This is a genomic window from Achromobacter animicus, assembly GCF_040775605.1.
In the GTDB taxonomy this organism is placed as follows: domain Bacteria; phylum Pseudomonadota; class Gammaproteobacteria; order Burkholderiales; family Burkholderiaceae_B; genus Achromobacter; species Achromobacter animicus.
Window position 1 is genome coordinate 3,942,374 of record NZ_JAYGJK010000001.1, and the last position, 21,509, is coordinate 3,963,882.

At 64.7% G+C, this 21,509-nt stretch carries 10 protein-coding genes; 7 read left to right on the plus strand and 3 right to left on the minus strand.

The features are described from left to right. Positions 1-27 precede the first annotated feature (27 nt). Genes AB3147_RS18045 through AB3147_RS18055 form a run of 3 tightly spaced genes read right to left on the minus strand, consistent with a single transcriptional unit; the run spans position 28 to position 12,933 of the window. Positions 28-465, minus strand: coding sequence for a hypothetical protein (locus AB3147_RS18045; protein ID WP_367352616.1), 438 nt, complete (start codon positions 463-465; stop codon positions 28-30). Continuing rightward, positions 462-11,168, minus strand: a complete 10,707-nt coding sequence (locus AB3147_RS18050; protein WP_367352617.1) for a hemagglutinin repeat-containing protein — start codon at positions 11,166-11,168, stop codon at positions 462-464. Before AB3147_RS18050 ends, AB3147_RS18045 begins: the two co-directional genes overlap by 4 nt. A gap of 46 nt (positions 11,169-11,214) precedes the next feature. After that, the gene (locus tag AB3147_RS18055) at positions 11,215-12,933 is read right to left on the minus strand and encodes a ShlB/FhaC/HecB family hemolysin secretion/activation protein (RefSeq protein WP_367352618.1); all 1,719 of its coding nucleotides are present in this window, start codon (positions 12,931-12,933) and stop codon (positions 11,215-11,217) included. A 391-nt stretch (positions 12,934-13,324) separates the two neighbouring features. Between AB3147_RS18055 and AB3147_RS18060 the strand changes: the two genes are divergently transcribed. The 7 genes from AB3147_RS18060 to AB3147_RS18090 all read left to right on the plus strand — a co-directional run bounded on the left by AB3147_RS18060 (position 13,325) and on the right by AB3147_RS18090 (position 21,504). Next, positions 13,325-13,837 carry a winged helix DNA-binding protein gene (locus AB3147_RS18060; protein ID WP_054415947.1) on the plus strand — a complete coding sequence of 171 codons (513 nt, stop codon included), beginning with the start codon at positions 13,325-13,327 and terminating at the stop codon, positions 13,835-13,837. A 9-nt stretch (positions 13,838-13,846) separates the two neighbouring features. Next, positions 13,847-15,700, plus strand: coding sequence for an ABC transporter ATP-binding protein (locus AB3147_RS18065; RefSeq protein WP_367352619.1), 1,854 nt, complete (start codon positions 13,847-13,849; stop codon positions 15,698-15,700). A 50-nt stretch (positions 15,701-15,750) separates the two neighbouring features. After that, positions 15,751-17,277 carry an ABC transporter substrate-binding protein gene (locus AB3147_RS18070; protein WP_367352620.1) on the plus strand — a complete coding sequence of 509 codons (1,527 nt, stop codon included), beginning with the start codon at positions 15,751-15,753 and terminating at the stop codon, positions 17,275-17,277. 178 nt (positions 17,278-17,455) lie between these two features. Beyond that, positions 17,456-18,379 (plus strand): ABC transporter permease, encoded by a 924-nt coding sequence (locus tag AB3147_RS18075; RefSeq protein ID WP_175183897.1) that lies wholly within the window; start codon positions 17,456-17,458, stop codon positions 18,377-18,379. A 5-nt stretch (positions 18,380-18,384) separates the two neighbouring features. Then, entirely contained in the window at positions 18,385-19,251 is an 867-nt protein-coding gene (locus AB3147_RS18080) for an ABC transporter permease (RefSeq protein ID WP_175123556.1), read from the plus strand. A 39-nt stretch (positions 19,252-19,290) separates the two neighbouring features. Then, positions 19,291-21,030: a M14 family metallopeptidase gene (locus AB3147_RS18085; RefSeq protein WP_367352621.1), complete on the plus strand. Its 1,740-nt coding sequence runs from the start codon at positions 19,291-19,293 to the stop codon at positions 21,028-21,030. Between the two features lie 36 nt (positions 21,031-21,066). After that, complete coding sequence (locus AB3147_RS18090) at positions 21,067-21,504, plus strand: acetyltransferase (RefSeq protein WP_175123558.1); 438 nt, start codon at positions 21,067-21,069, stop codon at positions 21,502-21,504. Positions 21,505-21,509 lie beyond the last annotated feature (5 nt).

Here is a 21,509-nt window from a genome sequence, read left to right on the forward strand (position 1 = left end):
GAGAACGCCAAACAAACTCCCTTTGCCTCAGAGCGATTTATAAAAATTCAACACGGATTTGCGACTCACACTCCACTGAGAAATAGCTGCCCCGTCCTCGTTGACTTCTGACCGAGCAGCAACATACCTATTAATGGAGTTGGGGTCAAATTCGCCGTGCAATTCGCTTAAAAACAGAACACTATTCTGCACATATGCAACCTCCCCCTCAAAATAAATGGCCCAGTAGAATACAAAATTTGACGAGGCCGGATTATGCATTGATGTGATTAATGCGCAACACCCCCAACCCGAAAAACCTTCAGCTAAAGATTTCTTCCAATTTTCCAAATAATCATTTCTAGACCAGAAATCAGCAGAAGCAAAAAAATCTTCTGAATAATCATCGATTTCTACCTTACCTCTCAGGACGGGCCCGCCAAACTCCGTCGAAGTCTCATGCTGAAGGAAAATTCCGAAACTCATTTTTTCACCCAATTTAGTTCTTTGTCATAAGTGCCAATTCTATTACCACGCCGATCAAACATCTTCCAACCTTCCGACACGTTATGGCCATCAACATCAGGCGTTATATAATTTTTCCCATTCCAAAAAACCGGTTGCCCGTGTGAGTTAAACGGTGCTTTTGGGGGAGAAATTCTCTGCCCGTAACCTAAGTTCTCTGCTTTCTGCTGTAGGTCTTTGCCAACGCTAAAGATCGGCTCAACTACGATAGGCCCGTCGTTGGGCGTATTGACTAGTTCTCCACCCTCTTCCAACCTATCTCGCCCAGGTATTACAGCCGGTTTTTCCGGATCTGCCGGTAACACCGGGATTTCAGGGCCATATTTCCCTTCATCCGGAATTGAAGGAGGCAGAGCAGTCACATGCACCACGCTCCCCGGCTTTCCAGGCAGCGCCGCCTCCTTTCCAGCAATGTCGCTCACAAGTTCTGCTGCCCAATTACCCAAAGCTCCGGCGGCAATGCCCGACACTGCGGCGGTAACCACGTAGGTGACGCCATCCTTCGTTTGCATCCAAAGAGTTGTCGACTTCTCCGACACTACAGTGACGACTCGCTGGCAACTCGTCGTTGTCGCACACTTAGCTGCCGCCGCAGCTGCAACCGGCGCCAAGAACCCCCAGTTCTGTGATGTCTCCAGCGTGGCGGCCATCCCGGCCGTTGCTGCATCACCGCCTGCTGCAGCCGCTATGCCCGCTACTAAGCTGGTGACCATATTGCGCCGAGCTTCGACTTGCTCAGGCGTAAGGCCCTCCGCCGAACCCATCAGGCTATTCAGGATGCTTCCCGCCCCCGCGCCCAATGCGCCGGATGCGCAAGCGGCACCCTTTCCTGCAGCACCCGCACATCCCAAGATACCGTGCAGAGCCGCGCGCGCTCCCTCGGCCTCGTTGCCGGTACCCAGCAGGTCGGCGATCTGTTTCACCTGCGATGCCGCCATGCCCTGGAGATAGTTGACTGCGGCCGATTGGACAAATGCGCTGGTGGAACCCGTCACATTCGCGCCGGCGGCTCCCGACAACGCCACCAAGATCAGCCCATACTTGCCACCGGCACTCCAGTCCTGCGCATGCTGCAACTGATCCAGAAGCGACGTCATCTGCGCAGCATCAATTGCCTTGCCGTTCTTAACCGCATCGGTTAAGGCCTTTTCCGCCGCTTGCTTTTCCTTCGCACGATTCGTCAAAAACTGCCCCATCTGCCGCTGGGCTTCTGACGCGATCTCAAACCCTGCTTCGATCTTCTCCTTATCAAAGATCGGCTTAAGCGCATTCAAGGTATCCGATGTATCTCGGTTCAAAGACGCAATCGTCTCCGCGGCCGTCTTTCCGGTCAGCGCGACCTGCCCCGCCTCATCACGAATAACGATCGTGCCGCCACTGATGCCGCTTTGCGTTGTTGAACTGCTGTTGCCGCTGGCTGCGACCACGATCGGTGTGCCCATTCCAAAGCCGCTACTGCCCGTGGAAATGGACGTGCCCGCATCTTTGCTCGCGCCGCCGGCGACCTCGCCGCCCTTGGTTGTGCCCAGGCCTGAATCGCCCGCTTTAGCGCCGCCAAACCCGAACCCGCCTCCGATCGAGACCTGGCTGCCGCTGTAGCGCGCCGTATTCTTGAGATCTTCGGTGACCAACGTCCCAGTCGTCAGTTTGTTGAGACCGTCGGCGACCGCCTTGTCGCTGCTGGCGATGACGCTGCCGATGAGCGTGGTGTTGTTCTTGACGTCGATCAGGAAGCCGCCGTCGCCCGCCCACAAGCCCGTCTGCTCCGTCACGGTCTTGAAGTTGCTGTTCATCTTGCCCGTGCTGGCGTTGGCCGAGACGCTGCTCGAGCCCGCGCAGTACGGAGGGATGCACAGCGTCAGGCCGAAGCCCGCGCTCTTGTTCTTGGAGTCGTATTTGCTGCTGTCCTGCAAGCTCTCCAGCAACAGATTGCCGCCAACCGACGCGATGATCTGGTCGGCCTTGCCGGAGGCGCCTTTAAGCGTTGTGTCGCCGCCGGACTGGATCGCCAAGACCTTTCCTGCGGTGACGTTGGTGTTGGTCCAGCTTTCGTCCTTGCCGTTGGCGTTGCCTCTTCCCACGGACGCACCCAATTCGAGCGTGAAGCCGTTTTGCTGCCCGCCAGTTGTGTAGCCGATACCGACGCTCGCGCTGCTGCTCTTGCTGGTGGTCTTTTGCTCGAAGGCGTTGCGCGCGGCTTCCAGCACGATGTCGCCTTCGGCTTTAAGCACCGCGTTGTTGCCGGCCGACAGCGTAGAGCCGGTGACAGTGATGTCCGAGTCCTTGCCCGCGCCTTGCGCAACGATGGTCAGGTCCTTGCCTGCGGCGACGGTCGACCCGAAAGCGTTTGATGCGTTGCGATCGGTCGTGCTGCTGCTCTTGCTGGTGCCCAGGCTGAGTTTGATGCTGACGCCGCCAACCTTGTCGATTTGGTTGGAGGAGCCCGGCTTGGCGGCTTCAGCCGCAGCGGCCGCCTTGGAAGACGCTTGCACCGCGTCGCAGGCATTGACTGCCGCCAATCCTGTGGTGACTCCCGCCAGGCCCTGCATGACGGCGTTGTCTGACTTGCCCGCCGCATCGGCCATGCGCACGCCAGTCTGCACGGCGCTGACGATAGGGTTGCTCGCCGTGAGCGTCAGCCCCGACTGCTTGATCTCATGGAATTCGCGCTCCTGGGTCGTATCCAACGCCGCGCCGATGTTGACTTCCTTGCCGATCAGCGTGATGTCGCCTTGGCGCGCGATGACGTTGCTGCCGGTGATGTTCAGCGCGTTGCCGGCGTTGATCAGGACATCGCCTTCTACGCTGCCGACGGTGCTGGCGTTGTGGAAGACTTTTTTGCTGTCCAGCGAGTCGGTCTGTTTGCTGGTGCCAAAGCTGAACCCGCCCATGGCGCCAAAGCCGGACTTCTTGACCATCTTGTAGTCGTAGCTGTCCTGGGCATTTTGGCCGGGCAGGATGTTGACGTCGCGCTCGGCCGACATCACCAGGTCCTTCTGCGCGCCGACATTCGAGCCCGATACGTTCAAGTCGCGGCCCGCCATCAGTACGGCGGTATCGCCGGTGAAGGTGGTGGCCAGGGATTGCTCCCAGTCGCGGGCCGTCTTGGTGTGCGTCGTCTTCGACGACATGAACCCTTTGGTTTTGTAATAGGTCTCGTCGTACGCCGAGCCGGTCTGCACGCCCGCCGTCAGGTTGATATCCCGACCCGCCCCAACGGCAAGCTGTTCGCCTGCCGTGACATCCGCGGCGCGGGCATTGACGTCCTGCCCTGCGATCAGCGTAAGGTTGCCGTCTGCCGCGATGGATGAACCGACTTCCGAGCTGGTGCTCAGGTCGTGCCGGTTCTTCTTGTTGCGGACCAGCGATTCGCCATGGCTTTCCTGCAGCGCGGCCAGGTTGATGTCGCGGCCTGCTTGCAAGCGCGCATCTTCCGTGGCCGTGACTTGTGCTGCCGTCAGGTTGATGTCGCGGCCGGCTTGCAGGCTGAGGTCGCCGGCGTCTACGCGGGAGACGCCCGAGACGTAGGAACCCCAGGTGGCGCCATTGTTTTCGGACGCGGACGTGGAAGTCAGCGCGATGTCGCGGCCGGCCGACAGGGCAACGTTGTCGCCCTTGATGAGCGAGACCAGATTGGTCAGGTCTTCGCGCGCGGCGAGGTCGACGATGGCGCCCTGGATCAAGCCGCCAGCCTGGTTGACGATGTTGGAGGCAGTCATGACGGTGGCGTCGCGGGCGCCGATGGTGCCGCTGTTGGTGATGTCGCCGTCGGCGGCGAGTTTGACGTCGCGGCCGGCCATGAGGGTGCCGTCGCCCTGCAGGTCGCCTTCGCGCACCAGGAGGTAGACCTGCGGGACCAGCACCGTCTCGGTGGTGCCGTCGGGCAGTGTGACGGTCTGCTCGACGAGCCAGACGAGGTCGGTGGTGAGTTGGCGTTGCTGCGCTTCGGTCAGCGCGGCACCGAGCTTGATGCCGTTGTTCAGCGCGAACTGCGCGCCGTTGGCGAGCAGCTGCTTGTACTGGCTGTCGTTGTCGCCAAAGCCTTCCAGGAAGCGCTGGCCAGTGGTGGCCAGGATTTGGTCAGCGACGAGCTTTTGTTCGTAGAAGCCGTCGCCCAGGCGACGGGGCTCACCGGACGGGGTCAGAAATTTGGCGCCGGCGGGGATCAGGGCGTTCAGGCCGCCGGGAGTGTTGCCCAGGCCTGTATTGATGGCGCCGGATGCGCCGGCGTTGCCGACGGGCGCGCCGGGTTGTCGCAGAAGCCCGAACAGGTAGTCGCTGGAGACGGACTCGCGGTTGCCGATGAAGCGCGGATCGGTCGCGACGACGTAGGGTGCACCGGGCGTGCCGTTGACGGCGAACAGTTGGCTGTCGGGGATCGTTGCCGGGTTGGAGACAGTCCGCACGACGTTGCCGCCAGGCAGACCGAGGCTGGCGATCAGGACCGGGCCGGTTGCGGTGGCGCCGTTGGCGCCGGGCGCCGCGCCGCTGAGGGAGACCGACACGTTGCCGCCGGACGTGCCGACTGGCAGCTCGATGGATTCGGCGGTCAGGGTGCGGTTGTAGGGCTCGGAGTATTCTTTGCGGTCGCTGTCTCGAGGCTGGGTGACCGTGGCGGTGCCGATGCGTGTGATGATCCGCTGGCCGCCAGCGCCGATATTGTTGATGGCGGGGCCGCTAACCGACAGCGTGCCGCCCGCCGCGATCTGGCTCTTATCGTTGGTGACGGTACCAATAAGCGTCATCGCGCCGCCGGACAGGATCTTGCCGGGATCGGAGGAGACGGTACGGGTTTCGGTGATGGTCTCTTCGACTTCGTAGTATGTGAAGGTGCCGACCAAACGGCTATTGAAGTCTGCGTTGAACTCCCGGATGCGAGCGTCCAGCAGGTCATGCCTGCCCTTGTCTCGCGCAATAGCGGCGTCACGCTCCGGCGGAGACACCATCTCGCAGAGGGCCCCCCGGCAGACTTCGACCATTGGAGGGATATTTCCTTCGGGTGGGGGCACGCCAAAAACGGACCATATCCGATCCCCTGCCACGTAACGTGTGGTCCCCACGCAGTCCTCGGAGGCAATTCCCGCCATGAGACATTCGCGCAGATTTGCGACACGCGCCGGAGCAATGGGCGCATCCACACCCGCTTTCCCCTTGTACGACGGCGCATAATCGAACGGAGGACCATATTGGGATGGGGGGTACTTTGTCGAAGGCAACAGGAATCTGCGTTCGGGGTCGTCATCTAGCCACGCCGGCGCATTACCGCATGTGGGCGTCACTTGATCGCAGAACCAGTTGGTCTCCATGTCGTACATGTCGGTCGTGCCAGCCGGCGTCACATACAACTTGGGGACCTTCTGAACCGGCACCACTTCGCTGGCGTAATTCGTATTGATGTTCTGCACCGAAGCCGCAGAAATCACGGCATTGCCCGCCGCCTCGATCGTGGCCGATGCATTGACGAGCGAAGCCGCCTGCCCGACAGCCTTGCCATTCGCATCCAGCGCGCCGCCGATGCGCAGATCCGCGCCGGCATAAACCAAACCGTGCTCTTTGTTCACGAGCGACCCGACGCCGATATCCAGATCACCACGCGACGCAATCACCGCGCCGCCGCCCGGCCCCGAACCGTTGACCAGTTCTCCAGCGCGGATGGCTATGGCGTTGCCATAAATGCGGCCGAAATTGTCGACCCGGCCTGCGTTGATGGTGGTCGTGCCGCCGTCGATGAGGCCGGAGTTGGTCAGCCCGTTGGTGACGTTGATGGTGTTGTTGCGTCCGGCCAGCAGTTCACCGCTGGCCTGGTTGTTGAGCGAGTTGGCCGTGATGGATAGGTCGCGGCCGGCGCTGACGGTGGCGCTGTTGTCCATGTTGCCGCCCACCGACATCGTCAGGTCGCGGCCCGCGGCGATGTCGCCGGTCTGGTTGAGCGAACCGGTGTAGGTGAACGCGAGATCCTGCGCGGATTGCAGCAGGCCCAGGCCTTGCAGCGCCTGGATCGTGACGGCGAGGCGTTCGCCCGCCAACACCTTCCCCTGGGCGTTCTTCAGCACCGCCGCCTTGACCGTCGCGTAGCGCCCGGCCGCGATTTCGCCGCCGGTGTTGTCGAGCTCTCCGGTGTCGAGGGTCAGGTCTTGGCTGGCGCTGATGGAGCCGGCCTGGTTGTTGATCCCGCCCGCAACGATGGTGGCGGTTTTGGCGAGCACGCCTTTGGGCGGTGCTCCGGCTGCGGTCAGCGTGGCGTGGTTGTCCAGGCTGGCGGCGTTCAGGGTCAGGGTGTCGTCGGCCTGGATCAGGCCGCCTTGATTGTTGACGGCGCCGGTCGCGACGAGGGTCACGTTCGAACCCGCGAGCGTGCCGCCGGCATTGCCGATGCGCGCGGCGTCGATGCGGGTGTCGCCCGCGGCGGCGATCAGGCCGTTGATGTTGTCGAGTTCACCGCCCAGTTTCAGCGTGGCGTCGCCCGCGGAGGTCAGCTTGCCGTCTTGGTTGCGCAGGTTGACGGCGTCGATGTCGAGGCTGCCGCCGTGCAGCACCGCGTTGCGCGTGGTGATGTCTCCGGGCGAGGAAAGCGCGAGCGTGGCGATGTCTCCCGGCGATGTCAGCGCGAGCTTGCCGATGGACGACAGGTTGCCGTCGGACAGGTCCATGCCGCCTGCCGTCAGCGTCATGTTCTTGCCGGCCGCGCTGATGCCGGGGTGGGTGATAAAGGCTGCGGTGAGTTTGACGCTGCCGGGCAGGCTGAGCGTGCCATCATCGCCGACGCCGGCGATTAAGCGGCCGCTGTTAGTCAGCGCGCCAGGCGCCGTGGCGTTGACGTCGCCGCCCGCAAGCACGGAGCCGGTGTTGTTCAGACCGGTGTCTGACACCAGATTGGCGACGCCGACCGCGGAAATGACGCCTGCGTTCTGCAGCAGACCACCGGATTGCAGGTCGATGTTTGCGGCGGATTGGATGCGGCCATCGGCCGTTGTGGTCAACGCACCTTTGGCGTCGACGGTGACATTGCCGGCCTGGGAGGCGGCGATGCCGCCGAGCGTGGCATCGGTGCCAGCGCGCAGCGTCATCCCTTGGCCGGCGGCAGCGGAACCCATTGCTTTCAGAGCGCCGCCTGCGGAGGCGGTCAATGCCGCGCCGGCCTGTTGGGTCGACGCGGCGCCCATGACGAGGTCGCCGCGCAGCGCGTTGAGCGTCAGGTCGCCCTGCAATGCGGCGACGGTGCCGTCGATGGTCATGCCGTCGCCCGCGGTGAGCGTCTGCGCGACTCCGGCCAGCATGCTGCCGGCGGCAAGCAACGTGCCTTGCGCGGTGGACGTGAGCGTGCCGGCAGCCTGTGCCAAACCTGCTGCGCCAACGGCGACGTTGCGGCCGGTAAGCGTGAGGTTCGCGTCGCTGGCGGTCGTGCCGTCCACGCGTGCATCGCGCGCGGCGGCCAGCATCATGTCGCCGACCGACGCCAGTGCGCCGGCAGCGGCCAGGTCGCGTTGGGCTTGCGCGGTAAATGTGCCTGCGGCCTGCACCTGGCCGCCTTGCTTGACGGACACGTCGCGGCCGGTGAGCAGCAGGTTGCCCGTGCCCGCCTCGCCGAGTGCGGCGGCGGTGCCGCCAAGACGGGCATCACCTATGGCCGCGAGTGTCAGGCCGCCGCCCGCGACGATGGCGCCGTCGGACGCCAGGTCGCCGCCGGATGCCGCAGTCAGGTTCTGTGCGGCTTGCATGCGTCCGGTGGCGCCGACTCGCAATTGTCCGCCCGCGCCGGCCGTCAGGTCACCCACAAGCGCCGCGACCGTGCCGTCAATGCCGACATTCCGCGCGGCTGAGAGGCTCGCGGGCGTGCCCGCTGTGACGAGGCCGGTCACGAAGAGATCGCGGCCCGCCTCGGCCCGCAGCATGCCGCCTGCGCCTGCCGCCGATTGGGCGGTGCCGACGCTTGCCGCCGATTGGGCGGTGCCGACGCCTGCCGCCGATTGCGCGGTACCTGCACCTGTCGCCGATTGCGCGGTGCCTGCACCTGTCGCCGATTGCGCGGTGCCTGCACCTGTCGCCGATTGCGCAGTGCCTGCACCTGCCGCCGATTGCGCAGTGCCTGCACCTGCCGCCGATTGCGCAGTGCCTGCACCTGCCGCCGATTGCGCGGTACCGGCCGTGCCTGCGACGCGCAGGTCCTGGCCCGCGCCCAGATGCAGATTCGCGCTGCCCTGCGCGAGTCCGTCCTGGCCTACCGTCAGGTCACCGCCCGCGTCGGCGCGGAGCGTGCCGTTGGCGACCGTCTTGCCGTTCAGTTGGGCGTCGGTTCCGGCGGAAAGCTGGACGTCGGTTTCACCAGAGATGGTGCCGTTTGCGATCAGCTTGCCGCCCGCCTGGCCAGTGAGTTGCTGCGCGGACTGCAGGACGCTGTCCTTGCCGAGCATCATGTCGCCGCCGCTGACGGCTTTCAACGTGCCGGCGTCGGCCAGCACCGTGCCGTCCACGCGCAGAATGCCTTGTGTGTTGAGCTGCGCGGAATGCCCTGCGATCAATGCGCCCGCGAGCGACGCCTCGCCAGCCGCGATTGTGACCGAGCCGTCCGCTTGATTGCGCGATGCGGACGACGCCGTCAGGGTCTTGCCCGCCTGCAGCCGCAGATTGCCGGTGGCGAGCGTTGCGCCGTCGAGCTGGACGTTGCGCGCGGCCTGCAGCGACAGGTCTTTCAGGGAGGTGACCTCGCCCGTGCTTTGCAGATCGCCGCCGGCGTTTAGGGCAACGTTACCGGCCGCCGCCACCTGGGCTTTCGAACCGATGGAGACGTGGCCTCCTGCCGAGATACTCATGTTGCCGGACGCGGCCGAGACCGTGCCGTCGACCGCCAATGTTTCGCCTGCCGTGAGCGTGGTGTCGCCGTTGGCGCGGAGCGTGCCGGCCAGCGCCAAGTCGCCGCCTGCCTTTGCTGCCACCGCGCCTTCGGCGTCCCACTGCGCGGGCGCGTCGATGCGCAGGTCGCGCGTGGCGTCGATGGCGATGCGGCCGGTGGACGATCCCTTGCCCGTCACCCGCGCGTCGCGCCCCGCCATCAACGAGACGTCGCCGCGCGCGCCAACCAGGCCGCCAAGGCTGAGATCCGCGCCCGCGTGGATCTGGGCGGGTCCGCCCGATTGCAGTTGCGCGGTCGCGCCTGCTGTCAGATCGCCGGCAGCCTGTGCGTGCAGTGCGCCGACTGCGGTGACCTGTCCGGGTAGCACGACGTCACGTCCGGCCTTCAACGCAATGGCGCCTTTGGCCGTGACCAGACCGCTGGCGTTCGTGCCGGCCTGCGCCGCGCCGCTTGCGGCGTTCGACGCGCCGCCTTCCGTACCCGCGCCGCCGCCAGCGGCAGCATTGGAGCCGCCTGAATTGGAACCGCCCGAATTCGAACCGCCCGAATTCGAACCAACCTCATTCAAACCGCCCGAGCCAGCGCCGCCCGAATTGCCCCCACCTTCCGTACCCAATCCACCTGTGGGCGGTGTGCCGCCGGGCGGCGTATCCCCCCCGATCCACAGATCGCGTCCGGACTCAACCCGCACATCCCGCCCGCCCATCAGCAGCGAACCGCCCAGCGCCAAATCCTGACCCGCCGCGACACGCAGCGCACCTTGCGTCTGCAATGCCCCTTGCGCGGCCACCTTCACATCGCCCGCCGCATTCACATCAACCGAACCGCCCGCCCCCACGACGCCCGTGATCCCAACATCCCGGCCGGCCACAAGTGCCACGTTGCCTGCGGCCTGCACCGCGCCGTCCACCGCCACATCGCGCCCCGACCCCAGCCGCAGATCGCGTCCGGCCTGCATAGCCGCGCTGGGTGCGATGCGCACGTCGCCGGATGCGCTGACTTCCAAGTCGCCGGTAAGCGCAATCAGGTCGCCGCCCACGTTCACGCCGACGCCCGCCTCGGTGCCGATCAACCGGATGCTGTTGGCGTACATGCCGCCCAGCGCCGCCGTGTCCAGCGCCACGACGGGCGCAGGGCTTTCACCAGCGCGGGCCGTCGCGTTACCTGTCCCATAATCGACGAGCGCCGCGCCTGCCGTGACGTTGAGCCGGTCGGCCCACACGCCGGCGTTGATCTCCAGCGTGCGGGCGATGAGGTCTACCTGGCTGGCGGCGGTGCCGTTCAGCCCCTCGCCTTCGACGCGCAGCTTGCCACCGGCAACGTCCAGCGCGATGTTGCCGTCAGGGCCGACGTGCGGGCGGCCCGTGGTCAGCGTGGCGCGGTCCGCGTTCAGGAAGCCGCAGCCATCGCAGGTGATGCCTGCCGGGTTGGCGACGATGACGTTGGCGCGGTTGCCGGCGACTTCCAGCGTGCCCATCAGTTGCGACGGGTTGGCCGCGGTGACTTGATTCAGGATGGTGGTGGCGCGCTGGTTGCCCAGCATGACGTTGCCGGCTACCTGGCCGGCCAATTGCGTCTGGCTGGCGCCACCGCTGTTGTTCAGCACCACGCCCGACGGCCCCACGTTGAACTGCGTGTAGCGGTTGTTGGAGACCCCCCCGGCGGACGGCGGCGCGATGTTCACGACGGGCACGCCGTTGCTGACGCCCACGATCGGTTTCTGCCCGGGCACGCGCTTGTCCACCGAAATCGGCAGCGTCTGCGCCAGCACGGGCGTCCAGACTTGCGTGAAGACGATGGACCAGACGATCAACGAACGAAGCTTGGACATCATGCGTACCTGACGGGGAACAGCGGATTCAGAACTCGAGCATCAAGGCCATCGCGATGACGGTCGATGCGGTGTCGAGAGTTTCGGGTTTCTTGAGCGGCCAGCCCGCGGATAGGTCGTAGCTGGCGTTGACGTTCGGGATGGAGAACTGTCCGCGCAGACCGGCGACGGCGCCGACCAGCGTTCGGCCCGACAGATAGGCGGCGGAGGGGCCGCCCACTCGGCCGACGTCGATGCCGGCATAGAGCTGCTGTCCGGGTAACCCGGTCAGCGCGTCAAGGTTGAACGACAGATCGTTGCGCAGCGTCCAGCCGTCTTCGGCAGCGAGCGTCATCTGGCCGTCAAAGCCGCGCACGGCGTAACGGTTTCCGATCGTGAAATAGTCGGCGGGCACGACGGCTGTTTTGGCGTGCTGGATCTGCCAGTTGGCGTGATAGGCCAGGGAGTGCTCGGCGATCTGGAACGGCAGATACAGCCCCGCATTGCCGGTGAGGATGGTGCTGCGCCCATTCCAGTCAGGATCGCCGTAGACGTAGCCGGGTGCGTCGGAAAACTGCGGCAGCGTGCCACGCACGCCGCCGCCAATGTCGAGCACCGCGCGCCCGGCGTAGTGGCGATGCCCGTAGGCGATTGCGTACCCGGTGACGTCGCGGCGCTGAACGTCGATGGCCACATCGTTCAGGGTGCTGTCGGCGCGCTTGCGCAGCATGGTGAACGACAGGTTGCCCTTGTAGGCGGTGCCGCGATACGGCACAACCGACGCGCCCGCCTGGATCTGCCTGGTGGTGCCGCCATAGACGATGGGTTCTTCGAAGCCCGCAACCGTCTGGCGGTACGTGGATTTGCTGGCGCCCGCGAAGACGGTCCAGTAGCCAAACGGCAGGCTGTAGTTGACGGAGGCCGCGCGTGTGTTGGAGTCGGCGTCGCGCCAGTGCGCATTGCTGTTCCACGAGACCGACAGCTGGTCGTACAGGAACAGCGGGGAATCCAGCGTCAGGCCGGCATTGATCTGGTATTTGCCGACGGTGTCCATGCCGCCGTTGTCGCCGCCCAGATAGCCATGCCAGCGCTTGCCCGTGCCGGGCTTGATGAGGATGTCGGAGTCGCCCAGTTCAGGCCCCGGCGCGATGTCGATGGCGGCGTCGGCCTGGCTGCCGAGACGGCGGATGTTCTCAAGCGCCTGGTCCAGGTCGCGTTGGTTCAGTTCGCCGCCCGGGCCGGTGGGCAGCGCCGTGCGCCACCAGCCAATGGCGTCCTGGCTCTGGACGGCTGAGATGCGGCCCGGCAGATACTTCAACGTCAACGTCCCGGCCGCCAGCGACTGCTCAGGTACGACGACGCGCGCGGTGACAAGGCCGTCGTCGATCAGTAAGCCGATCAGGTGTTCCTGCAGCGCCCGCAGCCCGCGGCCGCCGATGCATTCGCCCAGGACGGCCGCCGTGGCGCTGGCCAGGCGTTCTGAAGGTTCTGCGCCCTCCCAGATCACTTCCCGAATGGCAAAGCAGGGCGTTTCAGCGGGCAGGACCAGGCCACGCGCGGGATCGGCAGACGGCGCCGACAGCACGTCGGGCCGCTCGGCTGCGCGGGTGCGTTGCGCGTCGATTTCCTGCTCTTGCCGGCGCTGGATTTCGGCGGCGCGCTGGGCCGCTTCGGGCGCCGATTGGGCCGATGCTGACCCTGCGGACGCCAGCGCGATGATCGCCGCCAATATCAACCCTGCCTGCTGAAAGTGCTGCGATCCGCTCATACGACTGGACGCCAACGGCCATCCGCCGAGCGTCATCTCCTGATATCCGAATTGGGTGGTGATTTTGCCGATCAATACGTTTTATGACAATGTATATCTATTGTTTCAGCATTGATTTTGGCGTCCAAGCCACTTGGTTGTTGTACGTAAGGCTCACGTTGCCAGCATTTATTGATATTTCTCAGAAGCGGAACTCGCTTCCGTAACAAAACGAGATCGAAATCGAACCCACGCGTTTACATCAAGCGCCTTTGTAATTCGCGGCAAGGACCGCACAAATCAGAGAAATCCGAAAGCTCAGACCGGGTTAACCCGAATGCACCCATATCAACAAATCGTCAATAATTCACCAACGTTTTGTCGCCGATCCGTCCCTTTGCCTGACTCACCCATGCCTGTATCCGTCCGGGACGCCATCGTTTCGTCTTCCCACCTCGCCTCGTCCGCTCCTGAGCTGTCCGAGGTCGAATTCGGCCTGATCATCGCGTCGCATGCGTTCAATCGCTGGATGGTGCGTTGCATGGCCTGCGCGGGACTGCCCGAACTCACGTCGCTGGACATCCTGGTGCTCAACCACGTGTTCCATCGGGGCCGGGGCAAGAAACTGGCGGACATCTGCTTCACCCTGAATGTCGAAGACACCCATCTGGTGAACTACTCGCTCAAGAAGCTGGAGCGTCTGGGCGTCGTTCAAAGCGCCAAGACCGGCAAGGAAGTGATCTACACCACGACCGACGCCGGCGCGGCCGCGATCCAGCGCTACGCCGAGGTGCGCGAGCAGTGCCTCGTCAAGCCGTTCATCGACTCCCCAGCCGCAGACGACGCCAGCCATCAGTTGGCCAACACCCTGCGCGCCCTCTCGGGCCTGTACGACCAGGCTGCCCGCGCCGCCACCTCGCTGTGAGAATCCACGTTGTCTAGCACCACCGCTTCTTCTTCCGCTCCGCTGCTGTCCGTGCGCGGCGTCTCGGTCGACTTCAATACCGACACCGGCGGCTTTCGCGCCGTCGACAACCTGGATTTCGACGTGCGGCCCGGCCGCACGCTGGCGATCGTGGGCGAGTCCGGTTCGGGCAAGTCCGTCACGTCGATGGCGATCATGCGCCTGACCGATTACAACGGCGGGCGCATTTCGACCGGCCAGATCCTGTTCCGTGACGGCGACGATCGCGAGGTCGATCTGACCCAGGCCAGCGACGAACAGATGCGGGCGATTCGCGGCAACGACATCGCGATGATCTTCCAGGAGCCGATGACGTCGTTGAACCCGGTGTTCACGATCGGCGACCAGATCGTCGAAGCCATCATGCTGCACCAGCAGCTGTCACGCTCCGCGGCGCGCCAGTCCGCACGCAAACTGCTGGAAAAGGTGCGCCTGCCCGACGCCGAACAACTGCTGGACCGTTATCCGCACCAGTTGTCCGGCGGCATGCGCCAGCGCGTGATGATTGCGATGGCGCTGTCGTGCCAGCCGCGTCTGTTGATTGCCGACGAGCCGACGACGGCGCTGGACGTCACCATCCAGGCGCAGATCCTGAACACCATCCGCGAGTTGCAACGCGACCTGGGCACGGCCGTGATCTTCATCACCCACGACATGGGCGTGGTGGCCGAGATGGCCGACGATGTGGTCGTGATGCTGCGCGGCAAGAAGGTCGAGCAAGGCACCGTTCAAGACATCTTCAACAAGCCCAAGCATCCGTACACGCGCGCGCTGCTGGCCGCCGTGCCGCGTCTGGGCAGCCTGACTGGCCGCGACCTGCCGCTGCGCACGCCGCAGACCGTGCTGGAAGGCGACACGCTGCGCGAGGTGGGCGAGACCCGCGAGCAGGACACGGCCAGCTACGACGAACCCGTGCTGCGCGTGGACAAGCTGACCACGCGTTTTGACGTGGGCCACAACCTGTTCGGCCGCGTGACGCACCGCGTGCATGCGGTGGAGCAGGTCAGCTTTGACGTCTACCCCGGCGAGACCCTGGCGCTGGTGGGCGAATCCGGCAGCGGCAAGTCCACCATCGGCAAGACCTTGCAGCAGCTGGTGGCGCCGACGTCCGGTGCGGTTCGCTACAACGGGCAGGATATTTTTTCGATGGACAGCGCGGGCCGGCAGCGCCTGCGCCAGGAAATCCAGTACATCTTCCAGGATCCGTATGCGTCGCTGGATCCGCGCAAGACCGTGGCCTTCAGCATCGCCGAACCGATCCGCACGCACGGCCTGCTGACCGGCGAAGACGCCATCGCGCGCCGCGTGGGCGAGCTGCTGGAACAGGTGGGACTGAAGCCCGAACACGCCACGCGCTATCCCCATGAATTCTCGGGCGGCCAGCGCCAGCGGGTGTGCATCGCGCGCGCATTGGCCAGCAATCCCAAATTGATCATTGCGGACGAATCGGTGTCGGCGCTGGACGTGTCGATCCAGGCGCAGATCCTGAACCTGCTGATGGATCTGCAAAAGGATCGCGGGCTGTCGTATCTGTTCATCACGCACGACATGGCGGTGGTGGAAAAGGTCAGCCACCGGGTCGCGGTGCTGTACCTGGGCCAGATCGTCGAGCTGGGCACGCGCCGCCAGATCTTTGAATCGCCGCAGCATGCCTACACGCGCAAGCTGCTGGCTGCGGTCCCGGTGGCCGAGCCCGGCCGCCACATCGACACGTCCCTGATCGAAGGCGAGATCCCCAGCCCGGTGCGCCGGGTTGGCGATGAGCCTGCCATCGTTCCCCTCTTCGAGTTCGCGCCCGGCCATCAGGTCGCCCGCGCCGCCTGAACCTCTTTCATCCGTCGGTCCGACCCGATTTCCCGTCCCTGGAGGCGACCATGCAATTCCTTCGCACCACCCTCTCCGCCACCGCGCTGACCCTGGCCCTCGCCGCCGCGCTGCCCATTTCGACGGCGCAGGCCGCCGGCACCCTGAACGTGGCCATCAACCAGGATCCGGGCAGCTGGGATCCGATCGACACCTTCGTGACGTTCTGGGGATCGGTCGGCAGCAATCTGTATGACGGCCTGACCATGCGCGGTGCAGACCTCAAGCTGCAGCCGGGTCTTGCCACCAGCTGGGAATACCTGGACGACAACAAGCGTCTGCGCTTCAAGCTGCGCGAAGGCGTCAAGTTCCACAACGGCGAGCCCTTTAACGCCGAAGCCGTCAAGTTCACCTTCGAGCGCCTGCTGGGCGCGGAAGGCGCCAAGGGCCCGCAGAAGTCGAACTACGACTCGATCGGCGAGGTCAAGGTGGTGGACGAGTATACGGTCGACTTCATCCTGAAGCAGCCGGATCCGGTGCTGCTGACCAAGCTGGCAGGCTACGGCGCGATGATCGTGCCGCCCAAGTACATCACCGAGAAAGGCGAAGACAACTTCAACACGCACCCGGTCGGCACGGGCCCGTTCAAGTTCGACAGCTACCAGCCCAAGGTCAACGTGACGCTGGCGCGTAACGATGACTACTGGGGCGGCAAGCCGAAGCTGGACAAGGTCGTGTACCGCTTCATCGGCGAACCCGGCACGCAGGTCGCCGAGCTGCAGGCAGGCCGCATCGACATCGCCACGCTGATCCCGCTGGGCCTGATCGAGACGGTGAAGAAGTCCGGCAATGCCGACGTGATCTCCACCGGCGGTCCGGTGGCCTTCGCGCTGCGCTACAACACCAAGAACGGCATCACGCAGCACCGCGACGTGCGCCGTGCGCTGATCATGGCGGTCGATCGCGATGCCATCGTCAAGCAGCTGCTGCTGGGCCAGGCCAAGACGATCGCCAGCTTCCAGGGCCCGCAGTCGTTTGGCTTCAACCCCGAGCAAAAGCCCCTGCCCTTCAATCCCGCCGAAGCCAAGAAGCTGCTGGCCGCCGCCGGCGTGAAGCCGGGCGCCACGGTGCAGATCGACGTGCGCGGCAGCGATTCGAACTTCCGCGAAGTCGCGCAGGCCGTGTCGGGCTACCTGCAGGGCGTGGGCGTGCGCGCCACCATCAAGCCGTATGAAACCGGCGTGCTGCTCAACGACATCATCCCCGGCGGCAAGACCGGCGAAATGTGGCAGAACCAATGGGGCGGCTGGACTTACGACTACGACAACACCGCGTACCTGATGTACCACTCGGGCCAGAAGTGGAATCCGTACGACAACGACCCCAAGCTGAACGCCATGCTGGAAGCGCAGCGCACGGTCTATGACGTGAAGAAGCGCGAAGGCATGCTGCAGGAGATCGCCGCGTACGTGGCCGATCAGGCGCTGGAATTGCCGCTGTACAGCCTGAACACGATCGTGGGCGTGAACAAGCGCGTGAAGAACCTGGAAGTCCCCGGCGACATCCGCTTCCGTTTCGTCGAAACCGCCATTGAGTAAGTCCCCGAATAGTAAGTCCCCCCCGAGCGCTTCGCGCTTCCCCCAGGGGCATGCCTGCGGACCGGCGGAGCCCGGATCCGCGGCATCCCGCTGGGATGTGCTCCGTTGAGGCATCGGTGCGAATCGATGCCGCGTTAACACCCTTTTCCCGCACCGGTGCAAGCCGGGGCGGCGCCTTATGACCGGATTTCTCATCAAACGCGTGTTGCAGGCCGTCTTCGTGATCGTGGCCGTGACGCTGCTTGTTTCTTATGCCGTGCGCCTAACCGGCGACCCTGCTCTGATGCTGAGCCAGGGGTCGGGCAGCGTGACCGAACAGGACCTGGCCAACATCCGGCAGGCGCTCGGGTTGAACCGGCCGTTCCACGAACAATATCTGTCGTATATGCAGGGGCTGCTGCATGGCGATTTCGGGCGCAGCTTCATGGGCGGCACGCCGGTCGCCAAGCTGATCGGCGATGCGCTGCCCGCGACGCTGATGCTGGCGTTCACGTCGCTCCTCGTGTCCATCCTGATTTCGCTGCCGCTGGGCATCCAGGCGGCGATCAAGCGCGGCAAGGCGACCGACCAGGCCATCCGCATCTTGTCGCTGGTGGGCCTGTCCTTCCCCAATTTCTGGCTGGCGCTGATGCTGGTGCTGCTGCTGTCGATTACTTTCCCGCTGCTGCCGCCGTCCGGCTGGAGCGGGCCGGCCAGCCTGGTGCTGCCGTCGCTGACCATGGCGATCATTCTCAGCGCCACCAATATCCGGCTGGTGCGCACGACGATGCTGGAGACGCTCTCGGCGCAATACATCATGGTGGCGCGCAGCAAGGGCCTGAAAGAACGCATCGTGCTGTACAAGCATGCGCTGCGCAATTGCGCCATTCCGCTGATCACGTATCTGGGCCTGCAATTCGGCGGCCTGATCGGCGGCATCGTCGTGATTGAGATGGTCTTCAACTGGCCCGGGCTGGGCACGCTGGCCTTCGACGCCATTTCCGGCCGCGACTATCCCGTGCTGCAAGGCACCGTCACGGTGCTGGCCACCGTCATCGTCCTGGTCAACCTGATCGTCGACATCGCCTACGGCATTGTCGATCCCCGTATTCGCACGCGCTGAGCATCATGCAGACAACCACTTCCCCCGCCGCCCCCAAGGCCATGAAGCCGCGCAGCCGCTACCGCTCGCTGGAATTCGTGCTGGGCGCGCTTCTGACCGGCGTCATGGTCCTGCTGGTGCTGGCATCCGGCTGGCTGTTTCCGGACGGCGGCGAATCGATGGACCTGGCCGCCCGCCTGATGGCCCCGTTCTCGTCGGCCGCCCATCCCTTCGGCACCGATCCGCTGGGCCGCGATGTACTGGCCCGCGTGATCGTCGGCGGCAAGATTTCGCTGCTGGTGGGTTTTGCCTCGGTGCTGGGCGGCGCGCTGCTGGGCATCGTGATGGGTCTCATCGCCGGGTACTACCGCGGCTTCTGGGACATGATCGTGATGCGCTTTGCCGACGTGCAGCTGGCGCTGCCCTTCATCCTGGTGGCAATCACGTTCATCGCCATCCTGGGCGGCGGGCTGTTCAACGTCATCTTCTTCATGATCGTGTCGCAATGGGTGCAGTACGCTCGCCTGGTGCGGGCGCAGGTGCTGGCGTTGCGCGAGCGCGAGTTCGTGCTGGCCGCGCGCGCCTTCGGGGTGCGCGACCTGGCGATGATCCGCCACCACATCGTGCCCAACCTGCTGGGTCCGCTGGTGATCCTGATGACGCTGAACGTGGCCAACAACATCCTGCTGGAAAGCAGCCTGACCTTTCTGGGCCTGGGCGTGGATCCCATGATCCCGAGCTGGGGCGGTATGCTTGCCGACGGCCGCACGTACATGCAGACGGCCTGGTGGGTCAGCGTGTTTCCCGGGCTGGCCATCATGCTGACGGTGCTGGGCCTGAACCTGCTGGGCGACTGGCTGCGCGACCGCCTGGACCCGACCGGCAAGGTCTGAAGAATCGATCCGCGCCACGGGCCGGAAGGAATGTTGAGTATGTCGTTGCTGGACAAGAGTTTCGATCGCACGCTGGACGCCTGGACACACGCCTACATGGCGCCGGCATGGCGTGGCGCTGTCGTGGAAGGCTGGGTGTTCGAAGGCGTGGACGCCCGGCGCGCCGCGCAGGCCAAGCTTGAGCAGGCGGGCGTGACGGCGCGCTTTCGCAGCGCGTACAAACCGCTCGTGCACTATTTCCTTGAAGAGGTGGATCGCGAGGGCCTGGTCTCGGCCGAGATCCGCTATCCGCTGCACGAACACGCGCAGGCCAAGCGCTTCACGCTGGAGGCCTACCCGCTCGTGGCGTTGCTGAAAGACGTGCGCGTGACGATGCTGCCCGGCGCCGACGACCTGCACTACGACGTGCGCCTGGCGTATGCCGACGGGCGCACGCTCGCCACCCGCGTGTTCGCGCCGAACCAGCTTGGGCATGCGCCGGACGGCACGCCGGAGCTGTCGCCTACCGGCTGGCTGCGCGTGCAGGACGCCAGCGGCGCCGTGCAGACCGATGCCGCGCAGGCCACCGAGTACCAGTTGCTCTTTCGCAGCATCCTGGACACGGTTCGCAACCACACGTGGGGTGCGCACGAGCCGTATTTCGACCGGCTGGAAATCCGCGTGGATCTGCCCGGCATCGACTTCGCCCTGCCGGTGGACGAGGAAATCGTCAGCACGTTCGAAGCGCTGCACGAGGACATCTACTTCTCGCTGCTGGAGCACTTCCAGCAGCATTCCGGCCGCCCCTCCGGCGACCGCGGCCTGCAACCCGGCCAGATCATTCCCGACATCCGCCGCCACGACGGCGCGCCGCGCGTGCAGATCTCGGTGGAGCCCTTCGCCCCGGTCGCTCCTGTGACGCCGGCCGCGCTTCCCGGTCCGCTGGCGCAAGCCCGAGAGCCGTTGTCGGCCGCGCAGATCGCCGGCTGCATGGCGGCCTTTGGCGGCGACACCTTCCAAGCCGTGTCACGTCAAGGCCGACCCGTGTTGGGCACCTATGTGCGCGGGTCGGGCCCGGCCGTCTTCATTTCCGGCGCGCAGCATGCCAACGAAACCTCTGGTGTCGTGGGCGCCTTGCGTGCGGCCGAGGCGTTGGCCGCACGCGGCGACGCGCATTTCGCATTGATTGCCTCCGAGAACCCGGACGGCTATGCGCTCTTTAACCGGCTGCGCGAGCACCACCCGCGCCACATGCTGCACGCGTCGCGCTACAGCGCGCTGGGCGACGACATCGCTTACCGCGAACGCGCGCCGTTCTTCGAACGGGACGGCCGTCACCAGGCGCATGCGATCAGCGGCGCGCAGTTGCATATCAACCTGCATGGCTATCCCGCGCACGAATGGACGCGTCCGCTGTCGGGTTACCTGCCGCGCCACTTCGAGCTGTGGACCATTCCCAAGGGGTTCTTCCTGGTCCTGCGCCATCATCCGGGATGGGCCGACCGCGCTCATCGGTTGATCGAAGGCGTCACCGCGCGGCTGGCGCGCAACGTGCCGGGCCTGGTGGAGTTCAACTCGCGGCAGTTGGAACTCTTTCACGCCCATGCGCTCGAAAAGGGGTTTGACGTGCTCAACGGCATCCCTGTGCAGGTCACGGAGACCGATCGCGAGGAACTACCCATGGCGCTGATTTCGGAGTTTCCGGATGAAACGGTCTACGGAGACCGATTCGTTTTCGCGCATACTGTGCAGATGGAAACCGTCCTGGCAGCCACGGACCTGTATCGCGCCGGGCTTTAGCGGCTTACCGGTGTCTGACACCCAAGCAACAAGAAAATGAAAATCCGAGAACGCAACCACGGCGACGATCTGGCCCTGGTGGACATCTGGCTCCGTTCGGTGCGCGCCACCCACACTTTTCTGACTGAAAAGGAAATCCAGGCCATGTACCCGCAGGTGCTGAACACGTACCTGCCGTCCGTCAGGGTCTGGGTCTGTGAGGACGATGCCGGCGAAGTGGCCGGCTTCATGGGTCTGACCGGCAACAAGGTCGAGATGCTGTTCGTGGATGCCAACAAGCGAGGCAAAGGCGCTGGCCGCCGCCTGCTGAATTTTGCGCGATCGCTGCACGGCACGCTGCTGGTGGACGTGAACGAGCAGAATCCGCAGGCGCATGGCTTCTACAAGCACTACGGATTTCAGGACGTGGGCCGCTCGGCCTACGACGACTCGGGCCGTCCCTTTCCCATCATTCACATGAAGCTTGCCGGCTGAAGCAT